24 protein-coding genes are annotated in these 22,043 nt (G+C 71.7%); 11 read left to right on the top strand and 13 right to left on the bottom strand.

Features of this window, described 5'->3' with window-relative positions:
- Positions 1–36 precede the first annotated feature (36 nt).
- Positions 37–615 carry a response regulator gene (locus tag ACQEVU_RS51460; protein WP_433337924.1) on the top strand — a complete coding sequence of 193 codons (579 nt, stop codon included), beginning with the start codon at positions 37–39 and terminating at the stop codon, positions 613–615.
- Positions 616–1,278: 663 nt separating this feature from the next.
- Here ACQEVU_RS51460 and ACQEVU_RS51455 read toward each other — a convergent pair.
- Positions 1,279–1,602, bottom strand: a complete 324-nt coding sequence (locus ACQEVU_RS51455; protein ID WP_433337922.1) for an STAS domain-containing protein — start codon at positions 1,600–1,602, stop codon at positions 1,279–1,281.
- A 100-nt stretch (positions 1,603–1,702) separates the two neighbouring features.
- Between ACQEVU_RS51455 and hemL the strand changes: the two genes are divergently transcribed.
- From hemL to ccsB, 6 genes are read left to right on the top strand one after another with little or no spacing between them, the layout of a single operon-like run.
- Entirely contained in the window at positions 1,703–3,052 is a 1,350-nt protein-coding gene (gene hemL / locus ACQEVU_RS51450) for a glutamate-1-semialdehyde 2,1-aminomutase (RefSeq protein ID WP_433337920.1), read from the top strand.
- Positions 3,049–3,693, top strand: coding sequence for a histidine phosphatase family protein (locus ACQEVU_RS51445; protein WP_433337918.1), 645 nt, complete (start codon positions 3,049–3,051; stop codon positions 3,691–3,693). Before hemL ends, ACQEVU_RS51445 begins: the two co-directional genes overlap by 4 nt.
- Before the next feature lies 1 nt (position 3,694).
- Entirely contained in the window at positions 3,695–4,234 is a 540-nt protein-coding gene (locus tag ACQEVU_RS51440; protein WP_433337916.1) for a TlpA family protein disulfide reductase, read from the top strand.
- 1 nt (position 4,235) lies between these two features.
- Entirely contained in the window at positions 4,236–4,994 is a 759-nt protein-coding gene (locus ACQEVU_RS51435) for a cytochrome c biogenesis CcdA family protein (RefSeq protein WP_433337914.1), read from the top strand.
- The gene (gene resB / locus ACQEVU_RS51430) at positions 4,994–6,565 is read left to right on the top strand and encodes a cytochrome c biogenesis protein ResB (RefSeq protein ID WP_433337912.1); all 1,572 of its coding nucleotides are present in this window, start codon (positions 4,994–4,996) and stop codon (positions 6,563–6,565) included. The genes ACQEVU_RS51435 and resB overlap by 1 nt, the downstream gene beginning before the upstream one ends.
- Positions 6,565–7,527 (top strand): c-type cytochrome biogenesis protein CcsB, encoded by a 963-nt coding sequence (gene ccsB, locus ACQEVU_RS51425; protein WP_433337910.1) that lies wholly within the window; start codon positions 6,565–6,567, stop codon positions 7,525–7,527. The genes resB and ccsB overlap by 1 nt, the downstream gene beginning before the upstream one ends.
- Here ccsB and ACQEVU_RS51420 read toward each other — a convergent pair.
- From ACQEVU_RS51420 to ACQEVU_RS51365, 12 genes are all read right to left on the bottom strand, one after another.
- Positions 7,504–7,728 (bottom strand): DUF397 domain-containing protein, encoded by a 225-nt coding sequence (locus ACQEVU_RS51420; protein WP_433337908.1) that lies wholly within the window; start codon positions 7,726–7,728, stop codon positions 7,504–7,506. The genes ccsB and ACQEVU_RS51420 overlap by 24 nt on opposite strands.
- Before the next feature lie 139 nt (positions 7,729–7,867).
- Positions 7,868–8,068, bottom strand: coding sequence for a DUF397 domain-containing protein (locus ACQEVU_RS51415; RefSeq protein ID WP_433337906.1), 201 nt, complete (start codon positions 8,066–8,068; stop codon positions 7,868–7,870).
- A gap of 54 nt (positions 8,069–8,122) precedes the next feature.
- Entirely contained in the window at positions 8,123–9,007 is an 885-nt protein-coding gene (locus ACQEVU_RS51410) for a helix-turn-helix domain-containing protein (protein ID WP_433337904.1), read from the bottom strand.
- Positions 9,008–9,129: 122 nt separating this feature from the next.
- Positions 9,130–9,552 (bottom strand): DUF6232 family protein, encoded by a 423-nt coding sequence (locus tag ACQEVU_RS51405; protein ID WP_433337902.1) that lies wholly within the window; start codon positions 9,550–9,552, stop codon positions 9,130–9,132.
- A 309-nt stretch (positions 9,553–9,861) separates the two neighbouring features.
- Positions 9,862–10,632 carry an oxygenase MpaB family protein gene (locus ACQEVU_RS51400; protein ID WP_433337900.1) on the bottom strand — a complete coding sequence of 257 codons (771 nt, stop codon included), beginning with the start codon at positions 10,630–10,632 and terminating at the stop codon, positions 9,862–9,864.
- A 24-nt stretch (positions 10,633–10,656) separates the two neighbouring features.
- Positions 10,657–11,340 carry a hypothetical protein gene (locus tag ACQEVU_RS51395; RefSeq protein ID WP_433337898.1) on the bottom strand — a complete coding sequence of 228 codons (684 nt, stop codon included), beginning with the start codon at positions 11,338–11,340 and terminating at the stop codon, positions 10,657–10,659.
- Positions 11,341–11,439: 99 nt separating this feature from the next.
- Positions 11,440–12,657: an ABC transporter permease gene (locus tag ACQEVU_RS51390; RefSeq protein ID WP_433337896.1), complete on the bottom strand. Its 1,218-nt coding sequence runs from the start codon at positions 12,655–12,657 to the stop codon at positions 11,440–11,442.
- Complete coding sequence (locus ACQEVU_RS51385) at positions 12,654–13,388, bottom strand: ABC transporter ATP-binding protein (RefSeq protein WP_433337894.1); 735 nt, start codon at positions 13,386–13,388, stop codon at positions 12,654–12,656. Before ACQEVU_RS51385 ends, ACQEVU_RS51390 begins: the two co-directional genes overlap by 4 nt.
- 1 nt (position 13,389) lies before the next feature.
- Positions 13,390–14,625 carry an efflux RND transporter periplasmic adaptor subunit gene (locus ACQEVU_RS51380; RefSeq protein ID WP_433337892.1) on the bottom strand — a complete coding sequence of 412 codons (1,236 nt, stop codon included), beginning with the start codon at positions 14,623–14,625 and terminating at the stop codon, positions 13,390–13,392.
- 285 nt (positions 14,626–14,910) lie between these two features.
- Positions 14,911–16,458, bottom strand: coding sequence for a sensor histidine kinase (locus tag ACQEVU_RS51375; protein WP_433337890.1), 1,548 nt, complete (start codon positions 16,456–16,458; stop codon positions 14,911–14,913).
- Positions 16,459–16,469: 11 nt separating this feature from the next.
- Positions 16,470–17,201, bottom strand: a complete 732-nt coding sequence (locus ACQEVU_RS51370; RefSeq protein ID WP_433337888.1) for a response regulator transcription factor — start codon at positions 17,199–17,201, stop codon at positions 16,470–16,472.
- A gap of 11 nt (positions 17,202–17,212) precedes the next feature.
- Positions 17,213–18,370, bottom strand: coding sequence for an efflux RND transporter periplasmic adaptor subunit (locus ACQEVU_RS51365; protein WP_433337886.1), 1,158 nt, complete (start codon positions 18,368–18,370; stop codon positions 17,213–17,215).
- A 169-nt stretch (positions 18,371–18,539) separates the two neighbouring features.
- Between ACQEVU_RS51365 and ACQEVU_RS51360 the strand changes: the two genes are divergently transcribed.
- The 4 genes from ACQEVU_RS51360 (at position 18,540) to ACQEVU_RS51345 (ending at position 22,043) form a co-directional block, all read left to right on the top strand.
- Positions 18,540–19,115: a hypothetical protein gene (locus tag ACQEVU_RS51360; RefSeq protein ID WP_433337884.1), complete on the top strand. Its 576-nt coding sequence runs from the start codon at positions 18,540–18,542 to the stop codon at positions 19,113–19,115.
- 256 nt (positions 19,116–19,371) lie between these two features.
- Complete coding sequence (locus ACQEVU_RS51355) at positions 19,372–19,869, top strand: hypothetical protein (protein WP_433337882.1); 498 nt, start codon at positions 19,372–19,374, stop codon at positions 19,867–19,869.
- A gap of 136 nt (positions 19,870–20,005) precedes the next feature.
- Positions 20,006–20,692 carry a response regulator transcription factor gene (locus ACQEVU_RS51350; RefSeq protein WP_433337880.1) on the top strand — a complete coding sequence of 229 codons (687 nt, stop codon included), beginning with the start codon at positions 20,006–20,008 and terminating at the stop codon, positions 20,690–20,692.
- On the top strand, positions 20,685–22,043 hold the full coding sequence (locus ACQEVU_RS51345; RefSeq protein ID WP_433337878.1) for a HAMP domain-containing sensor histidine kinase: 1,359 nt from the start codon (positions 20,685–20,687) through the stop codon (positions 22,041–22,043). Before ACQEVU_RS51350 ends, ACQEVU_RS51345 begins: the two co-directional genes overlap by 8 nt.

Below are 22,043 nucleotides of genomic sequence, written 5' to 3'. Positions count from 1 at the left end.
GCCGGTGTTGTTTGTGCGTGAAGGGAGCGGCATCTCTTGACTGGACCGGATCGGCCGGCGAAGGTGCTGCTCGTCGACGACCGGCGGGACAACCTGCTGGCCCTGGAGGCGATCCTGCAGGGCCTGCCGGTCCAGACCGTCGGCGCCGACAGCGGCGAGGACGCGCTCAAGCGCCTGCTGACCGACGACTTCGCGCTGATTCTGCTCGACGCCCAGATGCCCACGATGGACGGCTTCGAGACGGCCCGGCACATCAAGCGCCGCGAACGCACCCGCCACGTGCCGATCATCTTCCTCACCGCCGCCGACCGGGACTCGCACCTGGCGCTGCGCGGTTACGCGGTCGGCGCCGTGGACTACCTCACCAAGCCTTTCGATCCGTGGGTACTGCGCGCCAAGGTCTCCGTCTTCGTCGAACTCTGGACGATGACGCAGCAGCTGGCCGCCCAGTCCGAGCTCGTACGCTCCCGCGAAATCGAGCTCCGCTCCGCGGGCCTCGCCGTCGACGAGGCCACCGCGTCGCTGAAGGCCGCGCTGGCGGTCGACGGCGAGCTGGGCCGCGAACAGGTCGAAAAGGCCATGGCGGCCCTGGCCCGCGCCCGCGCAAAAATCTGACGCCCCGCCACCGCCCGGGAGCCGTCTGGTGGGGCGCCCTCGTCCCCGCCGCCCGACCTGCCGGCCCGCCTGCGCGGGGCGCTGCGCGTCGTCGCGGGGCCGTCCTGGAAGCCTGCCGGCGTCGGCCCATCCGTGGCGCCGCGACCGCATCCCATCCTCGGCGGCGTGTCGCGCCGAATTGCCGGCGTGTCTTCGGTTGCTTCCCGGTATCTGCCGCACCGCGGGCACCACCCTGGCGCCGCCCCGGGCGCGCCTAGCGCCGCGGTCCCCACCTCGCGCCGCGATCCGCCGCCTCGCGCCGCGGTCCCCACCTCGCGCCGCGGTCCGCCGCCTGACGCCCGCGGTCCCCACCTCGCGCCGCGGTCCGCCGCCTGACGCCCGCGGTCCCCACCTCGCGCCGCGGTCCGCCGCCTCGCGCCGCGGTCCCCACCTCGCGCCGCGGTCCGCCGCCTGACGCCCGCGGTCCGCACCTCGCGCCGCGGTCCGCCGCCTGACGCCGCCCCGGTCCGACCTCGCACCGCGGACCCGGTCCAACCTCGCGCCGCACAGCCACCGAAAGGCACGAGGCGGCGCTAAACCGCCCATGCCGGATTTATCTCCTGACGGGGCATAAATCCGATCAAGTCGTGGCGCGGAGCGCCCGACTTGTCGGAAAAACCAGCGCTACGCCTCTTGGATCATCAGCGCGTTGCGCAGACCGGTGATGTCCAGGACGCGGATCAGGAAGGCGCCGACGTTCACCAGCACCAGGTACGTCTGCGCCAGCGTCGCCTTCCGGCTCAGCACGACCAGCGTGCCGAGGCCCTGCGAGTCGCAGAACGTCACCCCGGCCATGTCGAGCACCACGCGCGGCGGGGGCTCGGCCAGCACGTCGTCGACCGCGGCAGCCAGGCGGGACACCGTGGACATGTCGATCTCGCCCACCAGCGACACGACGGTCTCGGTCGGGGCACGGCGCACGGAAACCGCGAGATCGGGGCGATCCACGGCCATAGCCTATAACTGATCGCGCCCACAGTGGCGTCGGGCACATGCGGCGCGGGGCCGCGCGGAGCGGGTCCGGGCGGGCTGTCAGAATGGGCAGGCTGTGACCGATTCTGACGCTGCCGGTCTCGGCCCGTATGCGGGTGACGCGCCGGCCTCCCAGGCCCTGTTCGACCGTGCTCAGGCCATCGTGCCGGGTGGGGTGAATTCACCTGTCCGTGCATTCCGCGCCGTCGGGGGCACCCCGCGCTTCATGGTCGGCGGCTCCGGCTGCTGGCTCACCGACGCCGATGGGCGGCGTTACCTGGACCTCGTCTGCTCCTGGGGGCCGCTGATCCTCGGGCACGCGCACCCCGAGGTGGTCGCCGCGATCACCGCGGCGGCCGCGCGCGGGACCAGCTTCGGCACGCCGACGCCCGGCGAGGTGGCGCTCGCCGAGGAGATCGTCGCGCGCACGCCCGTGGAGCAGGTGCGCCTGGTCAACTCGGGCACCGAGGCCACGATGAGCGCGCTGCGGCTGGCCCGCGGGTTCACCGGGCGGCCCAAGGTCGTCAAGTTTGCCGGGTGCTACCACGGGCACGTCGACGCGCTGCTGGTCGCGGCCGGGTCGGGGGTGGCGACGCTCGCGCTGCCGGACTCGCCCGGCGTGACGGGGGCGGCGGCCGGCGACACGATCGTCCTGCCGTACAACGACGTCGAGGCGCTCGAGGCGGCCTTCGCGGCGCACGGGGACCAGATCGCGGCGGTCATCACCGAGGCGGCGGCCGGCAACATGGGCGTGGTCGCGCCGCACGACGGGTTCAACGGGCGGCTGGCCGAGATCGCGCACCGCCACGGCGCGCTGCTGATCCTCGACGAGGTCATGACCGGGTTCCGCGTGAGCCGCTCCGGCTGGGCCGGGCTCGAGCCGGTGGACGCCGACCTCTACACGTTCGGCAAGGTCATGGGCGGCGGCATGCCGGCCGCGGCGTTCGGCGGGCGGGCCGAGATCATGGGGCGGCTGGCCCCGGCCGGCCCGGTGTACCAGGCCGGCACCCTCTCCGGCAATCCGCTGGCCTGCGCGGCGGGCCTCACCACGCTGCGCCTGGCGACCCCGGACGTCTACGCCCGGCTCGACGCGACGGCGGCCACCGTCGGCAAACTGGCTTCCGACGCGCTTTCCGCCGCTGGTGTACATCACGTGCTGTCCACGGCGGGCAACATGTTCTCGATCTTCTTCATGGACCGGCCGGTGCGCTCGTTCGCCGACGCGCAGACGCAGGACGTGGCGGCGTTCCGGGCCTTCTTCCACGAGATGCTCGCCCGCGGCGTCTACCTGCCGCCCAGCGCGTACGAGTCCTGGTTCGTGTCCACGGCGATCGACGACGAGGCCCTGACGGTGCTCGAGGCGGCCCTGCCGCACGCGGCCCGCGCGGCGGCGCAGGCGATGCGCGACGCAAAGGCGCGGGCATGAAGACGATCGTCCACGTGCTGCGCCACGGCGAGGTGTTCAACCCGGAGAAGGTTCTCTACGGGCGCCTGCCGGGGTACCGCCTCTCGGAGCTCGGCGTGCAGATGGCGAAGGCCGCGGCCGAGTCGATGGCCGGCCGGGACATCACGCACCTGGTCGCGAGCCCGCTCGAGCGCGCGCAGCAGACCGCGGCGCCGTTCGCCGAGCAGCTCGGACTGTCGATCGGCGTCGACGAGCGGCTGATCGAGAGCGCCAACTTCTTCGAGGGCAAGCGGGTCGGCGTGGGCGACGGCGCGCTGCGCGACCCGCGCAACTGGTGGGTGCTGCGCGACCCGATGACCCCGTCGTGGGGCGAGCCCTACACCGTCATCGCCGCGCGCATGTTCGCCGCGCTGATGACCGCCCGTGAGGCGGCGGAGGGGCACGAGGCCGTCTGCGTCTCGCACCAGCTGCCGATCTGGACGCTGCGCCGGCACGTGGAGAAGAAGCGGCTGTGGCACGACCCGCGGCGGCGGGAGTGCTCGCTGGCCAGCTTCACGAGCTTCCACTTCGAGGACACCAAGATCGTCGGCATCGCGTACTCCGAGCCCGCCGCCCACCTCGTCGCGCTCTCGGCGTCGGCGCGCCAGGCGAAGGGTGCCTAGCATGCGTCGCGCCCTCGCCGCCGTGCTCGCCGCCGCCGCCCTCTTCGCGCTGGGGGCCTGCACGAGCAGCTCGCCGAAGGACGCCCTCGGCAGCCGCAAGATCGCGGCGGCCGACCGGGTCGCGGCGCCCGCGATGCGCGGGGAGCTCATGAGCGGCGGGCAGTTCGACCTGACGCAGCACAAGGGCGAGGTCGTCGTGGTCAACTTCTGGGCCTCGTACTGCCCGCCCTGCCGCACCGAGGCCCCCGAGCTGGAGAAGGTCCTCGCCGCGACCCGCGACCAGGGCGTCACCTTCATCGGCGTCAACGTGCACGACCAGCGCGACCCGGCCAACGCCTACCTGGCCGACATCAAGCCGACGTACGGCAGCATCTTCGACCCCTCGGCCAAGCTGGCGCTGGACTTCGACGTGCCGCCCAACTCGATCCCGGCCACGCTGGTCATCGACAAGGACGGCCGGATCGCCGCGGTGATGCGCTCCGAGGTCGACCGCAACCTGCTCGAACCGGTCGTGCGCGACCTGCTGGCCGAGAAGGCCTGACATGCCGACCGTGCTCGCCGACGCCGGGACGGTCGCCGCGAGCGGCCCGCTGCTGGCCGCGATCGCGGTGGCGGTGCTCGCCGGCCTTGCGAGCTTCCTGTCGCCGTGCATCCTGCCGCTGGTGCCCGGCTACCTCTCGTACGTCACCGGCCTCGCCGGCGCCGACCTCGACTCGGGGCAGCGCCGCGGCCGGGTGCTCGCCGGCGTCGGCCTGTTCATCGCCGGCTTCTCCGCGGTGTTCATCGGCCTGATCGTGCTGGCCACCCGGGCGGCGATGTCGCTGATGCTGCACCGCCGGCTGGTCGAGGTGATCGCCGGCGTCGTCGTGATCGTGCTCGGCCTGGCGTTCATCGGCCTGGTGCCGGGCCTGGAGCGGCAGTGGCGGATCCAGCGCCTGCCGGCGGCCGGGCTCATCGGCGCGCCGGTCTTCGGCATGGTCTTCGCGCTGTCGTGGGCGCCGTGCACCGGCCCGACGCTGGGCGCCGTGATCGCGCTCGGCTCGACCAGCGGCTCGCAGGCCCGGGCGGTTACGCTCGCCGTCGCCTACTCGCTGGGCATCGGCCTGCCGTTCATCGCCGTCGGGCTGGGCTTCCAGCGGCTCATCGGGGTCGTCAAGTTCATCCGCCGCAACAGCCGCTGGGTGACCCGCGTCGGCGGCGCCCTGCTCGTGCTGGTCGGCCTCGCCCTGGTGACCGGCGTCTGGAGTACCCTCATGATCGCCCTGCAGTCGAACATCGGCCCCGGATCGGTGCCGATCTGATGCGCCGCCTCCTCGAGGCCGTCGTGGCCGTGAGCCGGCGGGCCTGGCGCCAGCTGACCAGCATGCGCACGGCGCTCGTGCTGCTGTTCCTGCTCGCCGTGGGCGCGATCCCGGGCTCGGTGCTGCCGCAGCGCAACGTGTCGCCGGAGAAGGTGCGCGACTACCTGGCCACGCACAAGCAGTGGGGGCCGACGCTCGACCGGCTGTTCTTCTTCGACGTGTACGGCTCGCCCTGGTTCTCGGCGATCTACCTGCTGCTGTTCGTCTCGCTGGTCGGCTGCCTCGTGCCCCGGTTCCGCGGGCACATTGCGGCGCTGGTGCGGGTACCACCGAAGGCTCCGAAGCGTTTCGACCGGCTGCCGGCGCACGCCGTCGTGGCCGAGTCGGGCGCCGCCGAGGACGCCGAGCGCATCCGCGCGCTGCTGCGCAAGCGGCGGTTCCGCACGACGGTGCGCCGGGACGGCGAGGTCTACGAGGTCTCGGCCGAGAAGGGGTACCTCAAGGAGACGGGCAACCTCGTCTTCCACTTCGCGCTGCTGTCGCTGCTCATCGGCGTGGCGTACGGCTCGTGGTTCGGCTGGCACGGCAACCGCCTGCTGGTCCAGGGCGACGACTTCGCGTTCTGCAACACGCTGCTCAACTACGACGAGCACGCGCTGGGCGCCCAGGTCGGCGAGAACGACCTGCCCCGCTTTTGCCTGCGTCTGGACAAGTTCAACGCGACGTACCTGGCCAACGGCCAGCCGGTCACCTATAAGGCCAATGTCCACGTCACGCAGAACGGCCGCGAGGCCGAGCAGCTGCTGCAGGTCAACGACCCGCTCCGGCTCGACGGCGCCAACGTGTCGCTGCTCGGGCACGGGTACGCGCCGGTCCTGGAGTACACGGACAAGTACGGCAAGACGTCGACCAACGTCTCGCCGTTCCTGCCCCGCGACGGCCAGCTCACCAGCGACGGCGTGGCGACGTTCCCGGACGTCAACATCAACCCGGACACCCGCACCCGCGACGACAAGTCGCAGATCGGCTTCTCCGGCATCTACCTGCCCACGGCCCCCGACGACCCGTCGGCCGGCTCCTCGGCCTTCCCGGCCGAGCACAACCCGCGGCTGATGCTGCAGCCGTACAAGGGCGTGCTGGGCTTCGACGCCGGCGCGCCACTGTCCGTGTACACCCTGGACGACCGCCAGATCGCGGCCGGCCGCCTGACGAAGTTCGGCGACCCGGTCATGCTCAAGCCCGGCGACACCGCCAAGCTCCCGGACGGCACGACGGTCAAGTTCGCCGGCACCGTGCAGTGGATCAGCATCTCGATCCGCCACGACCCCGGCCAGCCGATCGTCCTGGGCGGCGCGGTCGCCCTGCTCGCCGGCCTGCTGGGCTCCCTGTCGGGCAAGCGGCGCCGCATCTTCTTCCGCATCGCCCCGACGGGCATCGACGCGGCCGGCCTGCCGCGCAGCGACTACCCCGGCTTCGCCGAGGAGTTCGACGAGATCGTGCAAGCCGCCGCCCCTGCCGCGAGCGTGCCCGAGCAGGTAGCGCAGACTGACAACGTCGAGGAGGTTGTGTGATGGGCGGGCTGTCGAACCAACTGTTGGTCGTCACGATCCTTTGCTATGTGCTCGCGATGATGGCGTACGCCATCGAGTACGCCTTCGGCGGCCGCAGCATCATCGCCCGCGCCGCGGTCCGCGAGCCGGCGCTGGCCACGGTCGGCGGTCCTTCTGTACTTCCCGAGTCGCACCTGCCCGAGCCCGTCCTCACGGACCGCTCGCCCGGCGCCCACCGCGCGGGCGTCACCGCGGTGGTGCTGACCGTCCTCGGCTACGCCGCCCACGTAACCGCGCTGGTCACCCGCGGCATCGCCGCCGACCGCGCCCCGTGGGGCAACATGTACGAGTTCGTCATGACGGCCACCGCGGTCGGCGTGACGGCCTGGCTGATCGTCCTGGCGAGGTGGACCAACCTCCGCCACCTGGGCCTGTTCGTCACCCTGGTCGCCTCGATCCTGCTGGCCGTCGCCGGCATGACGCTGTACGTCCCGGTCGGCCCCCTGGTGCCCGCCCTGCACTCGTACTGGCTGGTCATCCACGTGGGCGCCGCCTCGACCGCGTCGGGCATCTTCCTGGTCGGCTTCGTGGCCGCCGCGATGCACCTGATCCGCTCGGGCCACGACGCCGGCAAGACCCGCTTCCCGTACTCCCTCGGCGAGCGCCTCCCGCAGGCCGCAACGCTGGAGCGCGTGACGTTCCGCATCCACGCGTTCGCCTTCCCGATCTGGACCTTCGGCGTGATCGCCGGCGCCATCTGGGCCGAGGCCGCGTGGGGCCGCTACTGGAACTGGGACCCGAAGGAGGTCTGGTCGTTCATCGCCTGGGTCGTGTACGCCGGCTACCTCCACGCCCGCTCAACCCCGAGCGTGAGCCGCCGCCTGACGAGCTGGATCGCCGTAATCGGCTGGGCCACGATGCTGGTCAACCTCTTCGGCGTCAACCTCGTGGCCAACGGCCTACATTCCTACGCCGGCGTCTGAGTCCGCGGCGGCGGAACCGAGCCCGCCGACGCCCGCCACAAAGGCCCTCCAAGCGTCCGCAGTAAACCACAGCACCGCCCCATCCGGGTCGGCTCCGTCCCGCACTCCAACGTGGTCGGCACGGATCGACACCTGAACACAGGTGCTCGAGTCGCATTTGCTGCTTGATCGCCAGGCGCTCGCGATCGCCCCGTCGCTCATCGAGGATCTCCAACGTCTTGGGGGTCGAACCTCAAGAGTACGAGCGGGGCGGCAAGATCTCCGAGTGCACCATGAGACTGGCACAACCACGGCTTCGAGTGACGGCCTCGGCGACGAGCCCGGCACTCGAAGCCGTTGTCTATTCCGCGGACGCAAGCCGGCCGCTGGCCACCGCGGCCACGAACGCACCCCAGTCCCGGCGGGAAACGCCGACGACATCGCCGGCCGGAAACAGCGAGTTTCGAATCAGGATTTCCGGGCCCATGTCGGCCACCTCAACACAATTGGAAGCGTCACACCTCGAACTTTTGACCCAAACCGGGGTCGATCGATCTCGCACCTATCCGCTCTTTCTCACTGTTGTCCAACAACATCAAAATCCCGGCGGCGGGGGTCACCCACGCCTGCTCAAATCCGATCGGCGCACGGCATATTGTGCCTCAATGGCGGCGATCGTGGCCTCCGGAGTCAGGCAGAGGTTCCACATCTGCTCGAACCGTAGCCGATATTTTCCGACTTCCGCTGCGTTGTGCACAACGTCGTCGGTGACGCTGAACTCGCGGTACAGCGCAGCATTCTCCTCTTCACCCAGGTCGAAGATGGTGAACGCTCCGAGCAGCATGTACTGCGCCTGATCCTTCGGCAGCAGCCGCACGGTGATTTCGGGACGCCGAACCATTTCCAGGACGGTCTCGAACTGCCGCACGATTACGGACAGTCCACCGAGCTCACGTAGCAGCATCAATTCATCCAGCACCACGAGATACTGCGGCGGATCCGCCCTGCTCCAGACGCTCTCTCGGCGGCGAATCCGGGTTTCCAGGCGGACCTGCCGCGTCGGCTCCGGCATCGCCCACGTCACCGAACGCAAGATGGCGTCCATATAGGCTTCGTGCTGCAAGAGGGAAGGAAACAGGACCGGCTGGAAGACGCGAATCGCATCAGCGTCCTGCTCGAGCTGAATGATCTGCAGCAGGCCGGGCGTCAGGTGCTCGCGATACTGCGGCTGGTCCCACCATCCCCGCTGACGGGCCAGTCGGGCGTCGGCGACCATCCGCTCGACCTGCTTCGCGTCGCGGACCTCGAGATGGCGAAGCAACGCGTCCAGGTCCGTGATCGAGATCCGGACGTCGCCGCTCTCGATACGCTGGACTTTGGACAAAGACCAGGTCAGGGCCTCGGCGATGTCGGACTGCGTCCGACCGGCGGCCTCGCGGGCCTTGCGGAGGGCGAGGCGTAGACGCCGCTGCGCGCCCGCAGGCGAGTCGCCCGTCGACATGATCCGCCGTCAGCCCTCTCGAACTTGCCGCACCGCAAATCGCCACACCGCAGATTGCGGTACCGCGACCAGCCTTTCAGAACCGCGACAACATCACAAGGACGCGCCGCGGCGCGCCGGCGTCAGGTTGTCAGGCCCTCGTTCCACTCGATCGCGCGGATCAGGGCGCGGCGGACCTTGCCGAACTCGGCGCGGCTCGTGGTCGCGTAGAGGCGGATGGCCCGGCCCCGGCCCCGGTCGAACGCCCACAGCTCGTACCGCCGGGACTCCCGCCGGCGCGATACCCTGACCTGCTGGGCGACAGTTCCCGCGGCGAGCAGCAGGCACACCCACCCGGCGGGGTGGCTCAGGTCGGTCTCGGCGAACGAGACGGCGGCGGCGACGATCGCCGTGCCGGAGCACGAGACGCGCAGCACCACCACCGGGCGGCCCGAATCGGGCTCGACGACCCACAGTTGCCGCAGGTCGGCTATCGCGTACTCGCGCGGCTCCGGGCCCAGGACCCGGAACTTCGCGTGGCTGATACGGACCTCGGGTCCGCGCATGAACACCGGCATCTCGCGCCCTCCAGACGAGTCCATTGCTCGGAGAAGGGCGGCGGGGCAGTATGGAGGTTCACGACTGGTCCTCCCTTCTCGCAGTGGGGACGACCGAAGGCAGCGCTCGGTGGCCGCCGAGCGCTGCACTCGTTTGTAGCTACCCTCAGTATCGAGCAGATCGCAGGAGATCGCTACACTTCATTTCGCCATATGGCACGCATTGTTTGGTCGGCAAAAGCGTTCAAATCGGATATTTTCCGACGCGCCCGCGGCGCAAGTCGCAGAAAACCGCCAATATCGGGCAGGCTAAATCTGCTATATGGCGGATTGCGTTGCGTCCGGCCGCGGGGTCCGGCGACGGGTGCGAGGGGTGGTCGGCGCGATCCGGGCCGGGAGGCGGCGCACGACGACTCGACGGAGCCACAGCGCAGCCCGAACGGCGAGGCGGGCCGCCGCCGGCGGAGCCGGCAGGCCGACGGCGGCGCGGACCGGCGGGGGCAGCAGCGCCGCGATCGCCGGGCGGACCAGCGGGCGCAGCCAGGGATGGACGCGGGCGCGGGCCATCGCCAAAGTGCGCTCGCTGCACAGCCGGCCGGCCTCGGTGAAGGCGAACGTCGACTCCGCGCGCTCCAGGAACGCCGCCAGGGCGGCCGGGTCGCGAGGGAGGTCGCGTACGCCCATGCGCCGGCCCAGCTCCGCGTAGAAGACCGTCAGGGCCGTGCGCTCCGGCGGCGTCAAAGGGCGCCAGCCGTGGCGGTCCAGCCAGCGGATCAGGGTCACCGCCAGGGCCGCGAGGGCGAAGGCGTTGTGCGCCGGGGTGACCGGGGTGCCGCGGTGGCTGGAGTTGACGAAGCGCAGGATCTCCCGGCCGCGCGGGGAGTCCAGGCCGTGTTCCACCAGGTCGCCGAAGGTCAGCGACGTGATCTCGGCGCGGGTGAACAGCGCGTCCGTGCGGCCGACCACCGGGGCGACGGCTGGGTTGGCGTACAGGTGCCAGATCATGAGGCGGCCGGCCATCCTGACGTCCCATGGAAACTCGTGGAACATCAGGCGGCGGACGATCGCCTCGTAGTCGTGGTGCGGCACGCCGCCGACGATAGGGAGCGGGCGCTACTTCGTCTTCGTGATCGCGGTGGCGTTGACCGCGCCGTCGGCCTGCTGGCCCGTGACCGTGACCGTGGAGCCGGCCGTCAGGTCCTTCAGCGAGCCGGGGTTCGAGACCGTGGTCTTGTCCGTGGTCTTCACGATGACCGTCGTGCCGTCGGCCGTCTCGATGTACACCGTGGTGCCGTCGACCAGCTTGACCGTGCCCGTCACGCCGCCGCGGCCGGTGCCGCCGCCCTGGCCGGTGCCGCCGCCGCCGTTGCCGCCGGGGAAGCCCTGGCCGCCGCCGCGGCCCGCGAAGGCGCTGGCCAGGGCGGCCGGGTTCACCCCGCCCGGGGTGGCCGACGCGGGTGCCTTGCCGTAGCTCTTCTGCACCTGGGCGCCGCCGATGAAGCCGATGACCAGCAGCGCGATGCCGGCCAGGGCGTACGTGGCGCGGTTGGCCAGGCGCTTCGGCGCGGCCTTCGCGATCCGGTCGTTGAGGTCGTCGTCCAGCGGCGGATTCGCCAGGAGATCCGGCTCCTCGCCATCCGGGTAGTCGGAGATGTCCGAGAAGTCCGGCAGCACGGGCAGCGTCTCCGTCTCCGCATCCGACGGGTGCGGCCGGTGGTAGGGCGAGTCGTCAACACCCGAAGGCGGCGAGCCGGGCTGAGCGTCCGGACGGCGGAAGGGCGAAGCGGCGTGGGTCACGGAAAAACTCCTCGTCGACTGCCGTGCGGGTGGGACCGGGTTGCGATGGCCGCGGGGGTCGGCCACCGCAACCGGGACCCGCCCGCACGGAGAACACGGTCACTCATAGCGGAGGGCCTCGATGGGACGCAGGCCGGCCGCCCGGCTGGCCGGATAACTGCCGAAGAACAGGCCGATCGCGACCGAGAAGCCCAGCGCCAGGGCGACGGAGCTCGGCACGATGATCGGCTTGATGCTGACGATCGTGAACTGGCTGCCGATGATCGCGGCGGCCACGCCCAGCAGGCCGCCGATCAGCGACAGCACCGTCGCCTCCACCAGGAACTGGGTGAGGATGGTCCGCTTCGGCGCGCCGAGGGCCTTGCGGATGCCGATCTCGCGGGTCCGCTCGGTGACGGTGACCATCATGATGTTGGTGATGCCGATGCCGCCGACCAGGAGGCTGATGCCGGCGACGGCGCCGAGTAGGAGCGTGAACGTCTGCGCGGTGTTCGCCCGCGTCTCGAGCAACTGCGACTGGTTCAGGATTCGGTACGCCGAAGTCGTCGACGACCCGCTGATGTTGAGCTTCTCGTTGAGGATCGACGTGATCTCGGCCTGCGCCTGGCTGACCGCGTCCGGCGAGGTCGCCTGGACGAGGAGCTGGTTGAGCGAGCCGTAGCCGGTCAGCGACTCCTGCACCGCGCTCACCGGCGCCATGGCGACGTCGTTCGGGTCGTTGAACCCGCTGCCGCCCTTCTCGGCGAGCACGCCGATGACGGTGAAGAGCTTGCCGGAGACGGTGATCTGCTTGGACAGCGGGTCGACGTTGCCGAAGAGCTCCTGGGCGACGGTCGCGCCGATCACCACGACCTTGCGGGAGTCCTTGACGTCGTCGTCGGTGAAGAGGGCACCCTTGTCGATCTTGAAGTTGGACGCCGCGACATAGCCCGGATACGTACCTACGAACTGCGGGATGGTGTGGTCCGTGCCCTCGTAGGTCGCCGACTGCGAGCCCGTCACCACCGGCGAGACGCTCTTGACGTGCGGCGCCGCGTCCTTGTCCTCCAGCGCCGGCACGAGGTCCATGTTCAGCGCGGTGTTCTGCGTCGAGGCGGCGCCGCGGGCCCCGCCGCCGGCGCCGGCGGTCACGGTCAGCGTGTTGGTGCCGAGCGACTCGATCTGCTTCTGCACCGCCTGCGCCGAGCCGTTGCCGACCGCGACGAGCAGGATGACGGCCGCGACGCCGATGAGGATGCCCAGGACCGTGAGGCTCGAGCGCAGCTTGTTGGCGGTGATCGCGCGCAGCGCGAAGCGGATGGTCTCGAAGAGGTTCACTTCAGCCGCTCATCCTGGACGATGTGTCCGTCGACCAGCCGGATCAGTCGCTTCGCGCGCTCGGCGACGTCCGGCTCGTGGGTGATCAGCACGATGGTCCGGCCCGAGTGGCTGAGCCGGTCGAACACGGCCAGCACGTCGTTGGTGGACTGGGTGTCGAGGTTGCCGGTCGGCTCGTCGGCGAGCACCAGGGCCGGCGCGGTGACCAGGGCCCGGGCGACCGCGACGCGCTGCTGCTGGCCGCCGGAGAGCTGGTTGGGCTCGTGGTCCTCGCGGTCGGCGAGGCCCACCATGTTGAGCGCGGCGCGGGCCCGGCGGCGGCGCTCGGCCGCCTTGACGCCGGCGTAGGCCAGCGGCAGCTCGACGTTGGCCAGCGCCGAGGTCCGTGCGATGAGGTTGAACGCCTGGAAGACGAAGCCGATGCGCCGGTTGCGCACGAGCGCGAGCTGGCGGTCGTTGAGCCGGCTGACGTCGACGCCGTCGAGCAGGTACTGCCCGGTCGTCGGGATGTCCAGGCAGCCCAGGATGTTCATCAGCGTCGACTTGCCCGAGCCCGACGAGCCCATGATCGCGACGTAGTCGCCGCGCTCGACGGTCAGCGTCACGCCCCGCAGCGCGTGGACCTCGGTCTCGCCCTGGCCGTACACCTTCGTGACGTCCTGGATGTCCAGCACCGGTTTCACGGCCGGCCCCAGGTCCGTTCCCGCCTCCGCGGTCAGCTGCACAGTCATGTCAGTTGCCCCCACGCCCGCCGCCACCGCCGTTGAAGCCGCCGCCACCACCGGGGAATCCGCCACCGCCGCCGGGGAAGTTGCCGCCGCCCGGGAACTGGTTGTTGGTGCCGGTGGTCGAGGTGCTCGTCGTCGTGGTGATCACGACCTGCTCGCCGGCCTGCAGGCCGGACTTGACCTCGACGAAGCCGCCGCCGGTGATGCCGACCTCGACCTGCCGCTCCTCGTTCTGCCCGTTGACCTGCACGGTGACCGTGCGCTGGCCGCCGGCGGTGCGCAGCGCGGTGCTCGGGATGCGCAGCACGTTCTGCGCCTCCGCGATCGTGACCACCGCCGTCGTGCTCTGACCCAGGCGTACGCCGTCGGGCAGCGAGTCCAGCGAGATCGTCGCGGCGTAGGTGTTGACGTTGTTGCTGGTCGTGGCCGTGGGCGAGATCGTGGCGACCTTGCCCGTGGCCCGCGTGCCGCTCAGCGCGCTCCACGTGACGTTGGCGGTCTGGCCGGCCTTGAGCTTGGTCGCGTCCGCCTCGGCGAAGCTCGCGTTGATCTGCAGCTTCGACAGGTCGGCGAGCTGGATGAAGCCGCTGCCGGAGCTCGACGACGACGAGGACGAGGCGGTGCTGTTGCCGCCCCCGCCGCCGCCCGAGGAGGACGAGGAGCCGCCCGAGGAGGAGCCGACCGCGCCGCTCACCGCGGTGACCGTGCCGGCGATCGGGGCGGTCAGCACCGTGCCGTTCACCGTCGCCTGCGCCGAGGTCACGTTGGCCTGGGCGGTGGCGACCTGCGCCTCGGCCGAGGCGATCGTGGCGTCGTCGGCGCTGTTGTTCTCGTCGCGGGTCAGCGCCGCCTTCGCCGCGGTGAGGTTGGCCTTCGCGGTGTCGAGCGAGGCCTGCGCGGCCGTCGGGTCGACCTTCGCCAGCGTCTGGCCCTTGGTGACGACGTCGCCGACCTTCACGTCGATCTCGGTCACCGTGCCGGAGGTGGCGAAGTTGGCGTTGGCCGTGGAGGCGCTCGCGACCGAGCCGGACGCGGAGACCGTCTGCGAGACGTTGCCGGTGCTGACGGCGACAACGCGGGTGCGCGTGGTGGTCGTGCCGGTGTCGGCGTTCGCGGCCGGCCCGCTGACGATCTGGTACGCCCAGAAGGCGCCGCCGGCGGCGGCGAGCACGAGCACGGAGTTCACGAGGGTCACGGAGTTCAGCCGTGGCCGGCCCAGAGACGGCAGCGACAAACGCATGAGGGGAATCCTCAGACGCGTCGCTCAGAGCGACCCTCAGCGAACCTCGGAGTTCCCTCGGAACTGTTCCCCCTCTCGGCGCCTTTGGTCGTCGGTCGTCGTCCGCGGAGACGGCCCTGACCTAGCGCCTGTTTCATTACTGGGGTGGGAGCGAGGCCGAGTCCAGATTTCGTCTGGCGGTGGCCCGCGGAAGCCTGGCTACCGGTGTTGTAACCCGGCTTTCGCGGGACGCCGCCAGGCGGAATCTGGGCCGGCCGCAGCCCCGCCTCAGTAATGAAACAGGCGCTAGGACGAAGTCGGGGTCCGACCGGGCGGGCGCGACGCCTCGTCGGCAACGGGCTCGTCGTCGGAGAAGCCGTCGTCGAAGTCCGGCATCTCCAGAGCCGGCAGCAGTACCCGGAACGTCGCGCCCTGGCCGGGCGCCGTCCACAGCTCGACGCGCCCGCCGTGGGCCTGGACGATCGACGCGACGATGGACAGCCCGAGGCCGGCGCCGCCGGTCTTGCGCGAGCGGGAGCCCTCGGCGCGGTACAGCCGCTCGAACACCCGCACCGCGTCCTCCGGCCGCATCCCGGGACCGGTGTCGCTGACCTCGACGGCGGCCAGCGGCACGCCCTCGGGCAGCGGCGCACCGACCGTGGCGATCGGCAGCATCTTCGGCGGCCCGGCGCGGCCGACCCGTACCACGACCCGGTCGTCCTCGGAGGTGTGCTGCAGCGCGTTGCTCACGAGGTTGGCCACGACCTGGCGCAGCCGGGTCTCGTCGCCCTCGACGGTCACCGCCTCGAAGGTCGCCGAGCACTCGTCGAGCGCCGCGAGCTGCACGAACCGGGTCGGCACCCGCACGTGCGCGTCGCGGACCGAGTCGGCCGCCACGGCGAGCAGGTCGACGGGGGACTGCTGCAGCGGGCGCTCCTCGTCGAGGCGGGCCAGGGTCAGCAGGTCGTTGACGAGCAGCCGCATCCGGCTGACCTCGGCGTCGATGCACTCCATCGCCTCGTCGAGGGCCGGACCGGGCGGGGCGCCGCCCCTGCGGTACAGCTCGGCGAACCCCTGCACGCTCGTGAGCGGGGTCCGCAGCTCGTGGGCGGCGTCGGCGAGGAACTGCCGCAGCCGCCGCTCCGAGGCTGCGCTCTCGTCGACCGCCCCCTCGATGCGGGTCATCATCGTGTTGAGCGCGATGCCCAGCCGCCCCGACTCGGTGTGCGCGTCGGCGTCGTCGACCCGCCGGGACAGGTTGCCGCCGGCGATCTCGGCCGCGGCCTCCTCCATGCGCGTGAGCGGCGCCAGCCCGACCCGCACCAGCGCCGCGGTGGCGAACCCGACCAGGATCAGCAGCGCGACGCTGACGCCGGAGCTGTACTGGATCATCTGATCCCGCGTCGCCTTGATGTCGCGCAGGGAGATCGCGATGCCGGTGTAGCCGTCGCCGCTGGGCGCGGGGAAGATGCGCACCCGCCACTGCGCGGTCGGGCCGTCGATGGTGAAGGGCTTGCCGCTCGCCGCGCGCTGCTTGATGTCGCCGAAAAGCTTCGGGTCCAGCAGCGGTGTCTCGCCGGGCTCGAGCGAGCCGTCGGCGTCGAAACGGTAGCCCTGCAGATCCGGACTCAGCGAGAACTGGCCATCGGAGCGGCGGGTGTTGTTCGACACGGTCGGCGGACGCGGGCCCCGGAACGGTCCCATGATCTGCTGGTCGAGGCGCTGCATGAGGTAGGAGTTGAGCAGCAGCACGCCGATGGCGTTGGCGGCGATGAGCGCGACCGCGGCGATGGACACGACGGAGACGACGATCCGGGTGCGGACCGTCCACTGTCTCCAGGGCCGCAGTCTCACCCCTCGCAGTCTCACCCCTCGGTTCTCGGCAATCGCAGCGCGTAGCCGACGCCGCGCACGGTGTGGATCAGCGGCGGGTCCCACTTGTCGATCTTGCGGCGCAGGTAGTACACGTACGACTCGACGATCCGGCCGTCGCCGCCGAAGTCGTAGTTCCACACGCGGTCGAGAATCTGGGCCTTGCTCACCACGCGGCCGGCGTTCGTCAGGAGGTACCGCAGCAGGTTGAACTCGGTGGGCGAGAGATCGACGCGGTGGCCGCCGCGGCGCACCTCGTGGGCGTCCTCGTCCATCTCCAGGTCGGCGTAGCGCAGGACCCCGCCGTCGACGAGCTGTTGCTGCTCGCCCAGGCTGCGGCGCAGGATGGCCCGGATGCGCAGCACGACCTCCTCGAGGCTGAACGGCTTGGCGACGTAGTCGTCGGCGCCGACGGTCAGCCCCGAGATGCGGTCCTCGACGGAGTCGCGCGCGGTCAGGAACAGCACCGGCACCGGCCGGCCGCTCGTGCGCAGCCGCTGGGCGACCTCGAAGCCGTCCAGGTCGGGCATCATCACGTCGAGCACGACGAGGTCGGGGCCGTACTCGGCGGCCGTCGCCAGCGCCTCCCGCCCGCCGGTGGCGACCCGCACCTCGAAGCCGGTCAGCCGCAGGGTGGCCGACAGCAGGGCGCGGATGCTCGCCTCGTCGTCCACGACGAGGACCTTCGGCTGGCGTTCGGTGGCCGGGGACGGTATTACGGGCATCGGCTCCATCGTCACTGACCCGCCGTCAGGATCTCGTCGCCTTGGGCAAGTCCGCTCTTGATCTCGGTGCTGACGTCGCCGCGCAGGCCGATCTCGACCGTCCGCTGCTCGTCCTTGCCGTTGACCCGCACGGTCACCGTGCCGTCGTGCACGGCGGTGGAGGGCACCGACAGGACGTTGTCCACGGACGCGGTGACTACCGCGACAGTAGCGCTCTGCCCGTACAGCAGCGTGTCGGGCACCTTGTCGAAGGAGATGAGGGCGGCGTATCGCACCAGGCGGTTCGACACCGTGCCGGCCGGGTCGATCTGCATGACCTTGCCGTCGTACTTCTCCGTGGCGTTGTCCGGCAGCGAGATCTTGGCCGCCTGGTCGACCTTGAGCCTGGCCACCTCGGCCTCGGTGAACTGCGCCTTGACGACCACGTCGCCGGTGCCGGCGAGCGTGATCACGTTGGAACCGGCCTGGCTGCCGACGCTGCCGTTGACCGCGAGGATCTTGCCGCCGACCGGCGCCCTGATGACGGTGCCGTCGAGCTTGGCGTTGGCCTGCGTGAGGCTGAGCTTGGCGTTGTTGAGCCGCTGCTGGGCGTTCATGAGGTTGTCGCTGGTCTGCTGGATCTGGTTGGCCCGGTTCTGCGCGGTGTTCTGCTGACCGCCGCCCCCGGTCGTCTGTCCACCACCAGTGCTCTGGCCCCCTCCGCCGCCGGCCGTGGCGGCCCGGGAGGTGCTGGTGCTGGGCGCCCGGGAGGTGCTGGTGGTCGGCGCCGCGGTCGTCGGGTTGGCGGTCGGGGTGGCCAGCGCCGCGTCGTGGGCGTCCTGGGCCTTGGTCAGGGCGTCCTCGGCGCTCGAGACGTTCTGGGAGGCCTGGTCGACCGCGTCCTGCGCCGACGAGGCGTCGATCTTGGCGAGCACCGCGCCCGGCTGGACGACGTCGCCGGGCTTCACGTCGAGCTCGGTGAGCGTGCCGCTGGTGGTGAAGCCGAGACTGCGGCTCGCCTGCGCCTGTACCGTGCCGGAGGCGGACACGGTGGTGCTCACCGTGCCGCGCGCCACCTGGACGGTGCTGACCTTCACCGGAGCCGGCTTGTCGTCGCCGGTGAGCACGACCGCCGTCACGGCCGCGGCCGCCAGCACGGCGGCGCCTCCGGCCAGCCACCAGACCTTCATGGGTCTGTAGTTCAGCCGGTCTCCCTCCCGGCCACCTAGGCCGGACCTCAAAGTTTCCTGAGAGCCTCGCCGCCCGCAAACCCGGGCATACCGCCCCTGCCGGTTGTAAGCCAATTTTGAGGTTCGGTCGACTTGCCATCGAGGTTGGCGCCGTTGCATCACACGGGTGATGAACAAGCGGATCGGCGGCGCCGCGCTCGCGCTCGCCGCGGTGGCCTTCTTCGCCGCCGCCTGCGGCTCCTCCGACGACAAGGCTCCGGCCGCCGCCGGCGCGGCGGGCGGCTCCGACTACGCGTCGTGCCTGCGCAACAACGGCGTCGACCTCCCGCAGTTCAACGCGTCGAACCGCCCGACCGCGCGCCCGTCGGGCTTCCCGACCGCCCGCCCCTCCCGCTCGCCCGGAGAGCCGCGCCCGTCGGGCAGCGGCGGCTTCCGCGGCGGCGGTGGCGGCCCGGGCGGCTTCTTCGGCACGGCCGCGCCCAACGGCGTCGACCAGCAGACCTGGGAGAAGGCGCAGAAGGCGTGCGAGTCGCTGCGCCCGACGGCGTTCCCGGGCGGGGGCAACGGCTTCGGCGGCGGTGGCGGCGGCAACGGCCGCGACGCCGCGTACCGCAACTGCCTCACCGAGCACGGCGTCACCGTGAACGGCTCGACGGACCAGCTGGACACCTCGGACGCGAAGGTCGCGGCGGCCGTGCAGGCGTGCGCGCCGCTGAAGCCGAGCCCCCGCCCGTCGGCCAGCTGAGTCCCGTTGTAACTGCCCGCCCGAGCGCGCGCCGGACCCGCCAGCGGGTCACTGCGCCCGGCGCCGCCCGGGCGGGCTGCTTGTCCCTCTCTCCTGGTCTCTCTCCCCGGGGGTGCGTCGGCGTCGCACCCACTGTGCGCCGATCTTGCGGCCGCACTCGGCCAATACGGACATTGTGGGAGTGTTCGGCGGTCGCGGCCGCGAGATCGGCGCCGCAAACGCGTGTCGGACAGCGATGCGGGTCGTTGCCCACGGTATGGAAGCGCTGGACACCTTCTCACGGACGTTCCTGCCGGCCACGGCGCTGGCGAACCTGCCGAAGAGCACGATCGCGCGGCACGTCCAGGTGCTGCGCCGCTGCGCCGGGGACCGCGACGCGGTCGCCATCCTCGCGCGCTGCACCGCCGGCGGGCGCCGCGGCAACGTCTTCATGCTGACCCGCACCCGCCTGGTGGTGACCAGCGAGTCCGGCCTGCTGCGCCGCGTCAGCCTTCACCTCAACGCCGACCTGCACCAGCTCGCCGACGTCGCGTGGACGCCCGAGCCCGGCCGCGCCGGCATCCAGCTCGGCGTGACCGCGATCGACGGGGTACGGGAGAACTTCTGGGTGCGCCTCGGCAGTACCGCCGAGATGTGGCGCCTCGACGAGGCCCTCCGCCAGGCGTTCCGCGTCCCGCTCGGCGTCATCGAGCCGGCCCGCCAGACGGTTCGCGCCGCCGCGGTGGCCCCGCGTCCCGAGCTGAGCCTGGCATAGGCAGGGGATCGGCCCACTCGGCGCGGGCGCTGGCTGCCACGGCGAGCGGACCGACCGCCAGGTGGATATCCGCCCCGGGTGATTCCCAAACATCCTCCGAACACGGGGCGGCCGCCGCAGCCGTCAGAATGGGACGGTGGCGGATCAGGGCAAGGGGCTGGTGCTCGTCGTCGAGGACGAGCGGCCGATCGCCGACCTGCTGCGCATGTATCTGGCCCGCGACGGCTTCGGCGTCCACGTCGAGCACGACGGCGCCGCCGGCCTCGCCGCGGCGCGCAAGCTGCGGCCCGTCGCCTGCGTCCTGGACATCGCGCTGCCCGGGCTCGACGGCACCGAGATCTGCCGGCGCCTGCGCGAGGCCGGCGACTGGACGCCCGTGCTGTTCCTGACCGCCCGCGACGACGAGGTCGACCGCATCCTCGGCCTCGAGCTCGGCGGCGACGACTACGTCACCAAGCCCTTCAGCCCCCGCGAGCTGGTCTCCCGCGTCAAGGCGGTGCTGCGGCGCACGCAGGGCCCGCCCGACGTCGAGCAGGTGCGCACCGTCGGGCCGATCACGATCGACCCCGCGCGGCGGGAGTGCCGCGTCGACGGGCAGCCGGTCGCGCTGACCTCCACCGAGTTCTCCCTGCTGGCGCACCTCATGGGGCGGCCCGGGCGGGTGTTCACGCGCGAGGAGCTGCTGGGTTCCGTGTGGGGGTACGCCGCACACAGCGGGACCCGCACCGTGGACGTCCACGTCGCCCAGGTGCGCGGCAAGCTCGGCGACGCCGCCGCGGTGATCCGCACCGTGCGCGGGGTCGGGTACACCGCCGATGCTTAGGTCCCTGGCCGCCCGCACCGCGCTCGTCACCTGCGTCGTCGCGGTCATGTCGGTCGTGGTCACCGCCGCGGTGGGCGCCCCGCTCGCGCTGAGCCGCGACAACAAGGCGGCCCAGCAGCGGCTCGAGGACGACGCCACCCTCCTCACCGTAACGCTGCGCCCCAGGTTCAACACCGTGCGCAACCAGGCGGACGAGGAGGCGGTCGTCAAGCAGCTGGCCGCCAAGAACATCGACGTGTACCTCATCCGCGCCGGCGTCGCCGACCGCGCCGGCCTGCCCCCGGCCGTGGTGAAGGCGATCGCCGCCGGCAACGGCGTGAAGGCCCGCCGGTTCATGGTCGACGGGCGGATGCGGATGCTCGTCGGGCGCGCGATCGGCAAGGACGGCAACGGCTTCGTGGTGACCGAGCCGCCGCCGTCCGGCACCCTCGCCCGGTTCTTCGGGCAGCTGTGGATCGCGCTGCTGGCCGGCCTCGCCGCCGGGCTCATCGCCGGCCCGCTGCTGGCCCGGCGCATCTCCCGGCCGATCCGCACCGTCGCCGCGGCGGCCAAGCGGCTCAGCGACGGCGACCGCACCGTGAAGCTCTCACCGGACGGGCCGGCCGAGGTCGCCGAGCTCGCCCACGCCGTCAACGGGCTGACCGCGGCGCTGGCCACGAGCGAGGGGCGGGAGCGGGAGTTCCTGCTGTCGGTCTCGCACGAGCTGCGCACGCCGCTGACCACCATCCGGGGCTACGCCGAGGCCCTCGCCGACGGCGTCGTCGCCACCGACGGCGCGCAGCGGGCCGGGCGCACCGTGCTCGACGAGGCCGAGCGCCTCGACCGGCTCATCGCCGACCTGCTCGTCCTCGCCCGGCTCGAGGCGGCGGACCTGCCGATCGAGATGGTCGAGGTGGACCTCTGCGCCCTGCTCGCCACGACCGCGGAGGCGTGGGGCGGGCGCGTCGCCGGGGCCGGGTTGGTGCTGCGCACCGAGCTGCCGCCGTTCGCGGTCCCCGTCGTCACGGACCCCGGCCGGATCCGCCAGATCGTGGACGGGCTGCTGGAGAACGCGCTGCGGGTGGTACCGGCGCAGGCCCCCCTGGTCCTGGCTCTGTACACCGGCCCGTCCGCGGCCTGGCTCGAGGTGCGCGACGGCGGCCCCGGCTTCACCGACGAGGACCTCGCGGTGGCGTTCGAGCGGGGCGCGCTGTCGAAGCGGTACCAGGGCATCCGCAAGGTCGGCAGCGGCCTCGGGCTGGCGCTGGCCGCCCGGCTGTCGCGCCGGCTCGGCGCACGCATCGACGCCGGCCACGCCCCCGAGGGCGGCGCCCGATTCACGGTGACGTTCCCGCTGCGCACCGTGTCATGA

The organism is Dactylosporangium sp. CA-139066 (assembly GCF_050936175.1).
Classification (GTDB): Bacteria; Actinomycetota; Actinomycetes; order Mycobacteriales; family Micromonosporaceae; genus Dactylosporangium.
Note: the sequence above shows the minus strand (reverse complement) of the source record. Positions and strands in the feature narration are given on the sequence as shown.

Bases quoted from the DNA above. Each gene is read 5' to 3' on its own strand.
- ACQEVU_RS51410 (WP_433337904.1), bottom strand. From the start codon at position 9,007: ATGTCGACGGGCGACTCGCCTGCGGGCGCGCAGCGGCGTCTACGCCTC.
- ACQEVU_RS51355 (WP_433337882.1), top strand. From the start codon at position 19,372: ATGGAAGCGCTGGACACCTTCTCACGGACGTTCCTGCCGGCCACGGCG.
- ACQEVU_RS51420 (WP_433337908.1), bottom strand. From the start codon at position 7,728: ATGAGCGACGGGGCGATCGCGAGCGCCTGGCGATCAAGCAGCAAATGC.
- ACQEVU_RS51345 (WP_433337878.1), top strand. From the start codon at position 20,685: ATGCTTAGGTCCCTGGCCGCCCGCACCGCGCTCGTCACCTGCGTCGTC.
- ACQEVU_RS51365 (WP_433337886.1), bottom strand. From the start codon at position 18,370: ATGAAGGTCTGGTGGCTGGCCGGAGGCGCCGCCGTGCTGGCGGCCGCG.
- resB (WP_433337912.1), top strand. From the start codon at position 4,994: ATGCGCCGCCTCCTCGAGGCCGTCGTGGCCGTGAGCCGGCGGGCCTGG.
- ACQEVU_RS51360 (WP_433337884.1), top strand. From the start codon at position 18,540: ATGAACAAGCGGATCGGCGGCGCCGCGCTCGCGCTCGCCGCGGTGGCC.
- ACQEVU_RS51370 (WP_433337888.1), bottom strand. From the start codon at position 17,201: ATGCCCGTAATACCGTCCCCGGCCACCGAACGCCAGCCGAAGGTCCTC.
- ACQEVU_RS51405 (WP_433337902.1), bottom strand. From the start codon at position 9,552: ATGCGCGGACCCGAGGTCCGTATCAGCCACGCGAAGTTCCGGGTCCTG.
- ccsB (WP_433337910.1), top strand. From the start codon at position 6,565: ATGGGCGGGCTGTCGAACCAACTGTTGGTCGTCACGATCCTTTGCTAT.
- ACQEVU_RS51435 (WP_433337914.1), top strand. From the start codon at position 4,236: ATGCCGACCGTGCTCGCCGACGCCGGGACGGTCGCCGCGAGCGGCCCG.
- ACQEVU_RS51380 (WP_433337892.1), bottom strand. From the start codon at position 14,625: ATGCGTTTGTCGCTGCCGTCTCTGGGCCGGCCACGGCTGAACTCCGTG.
- ACQEVU_RS51385 (WP_433337894.1), bottom strand. From the start codon at position 13,388: ATGACTGTGCAGCTGACCGCGGAGGCGGGAACGGACCTGGGGCCGGCC.
- ACQEVU_RS51445 (WP_433337918.1), top strand. From the start codon at position 3,049: ATGAAGACGATCGTCCACGTGCTGCGCCACGGCGAGGTGTTCAACCCG.
- ACQEVU_RS51440 (WP_433337916.1), top strand. From the start codon at position 3,695: ATGCGTCGCGCCCTCGCCGCCGTGCTCGCCGCCGCCGCCCTCTTCGCG.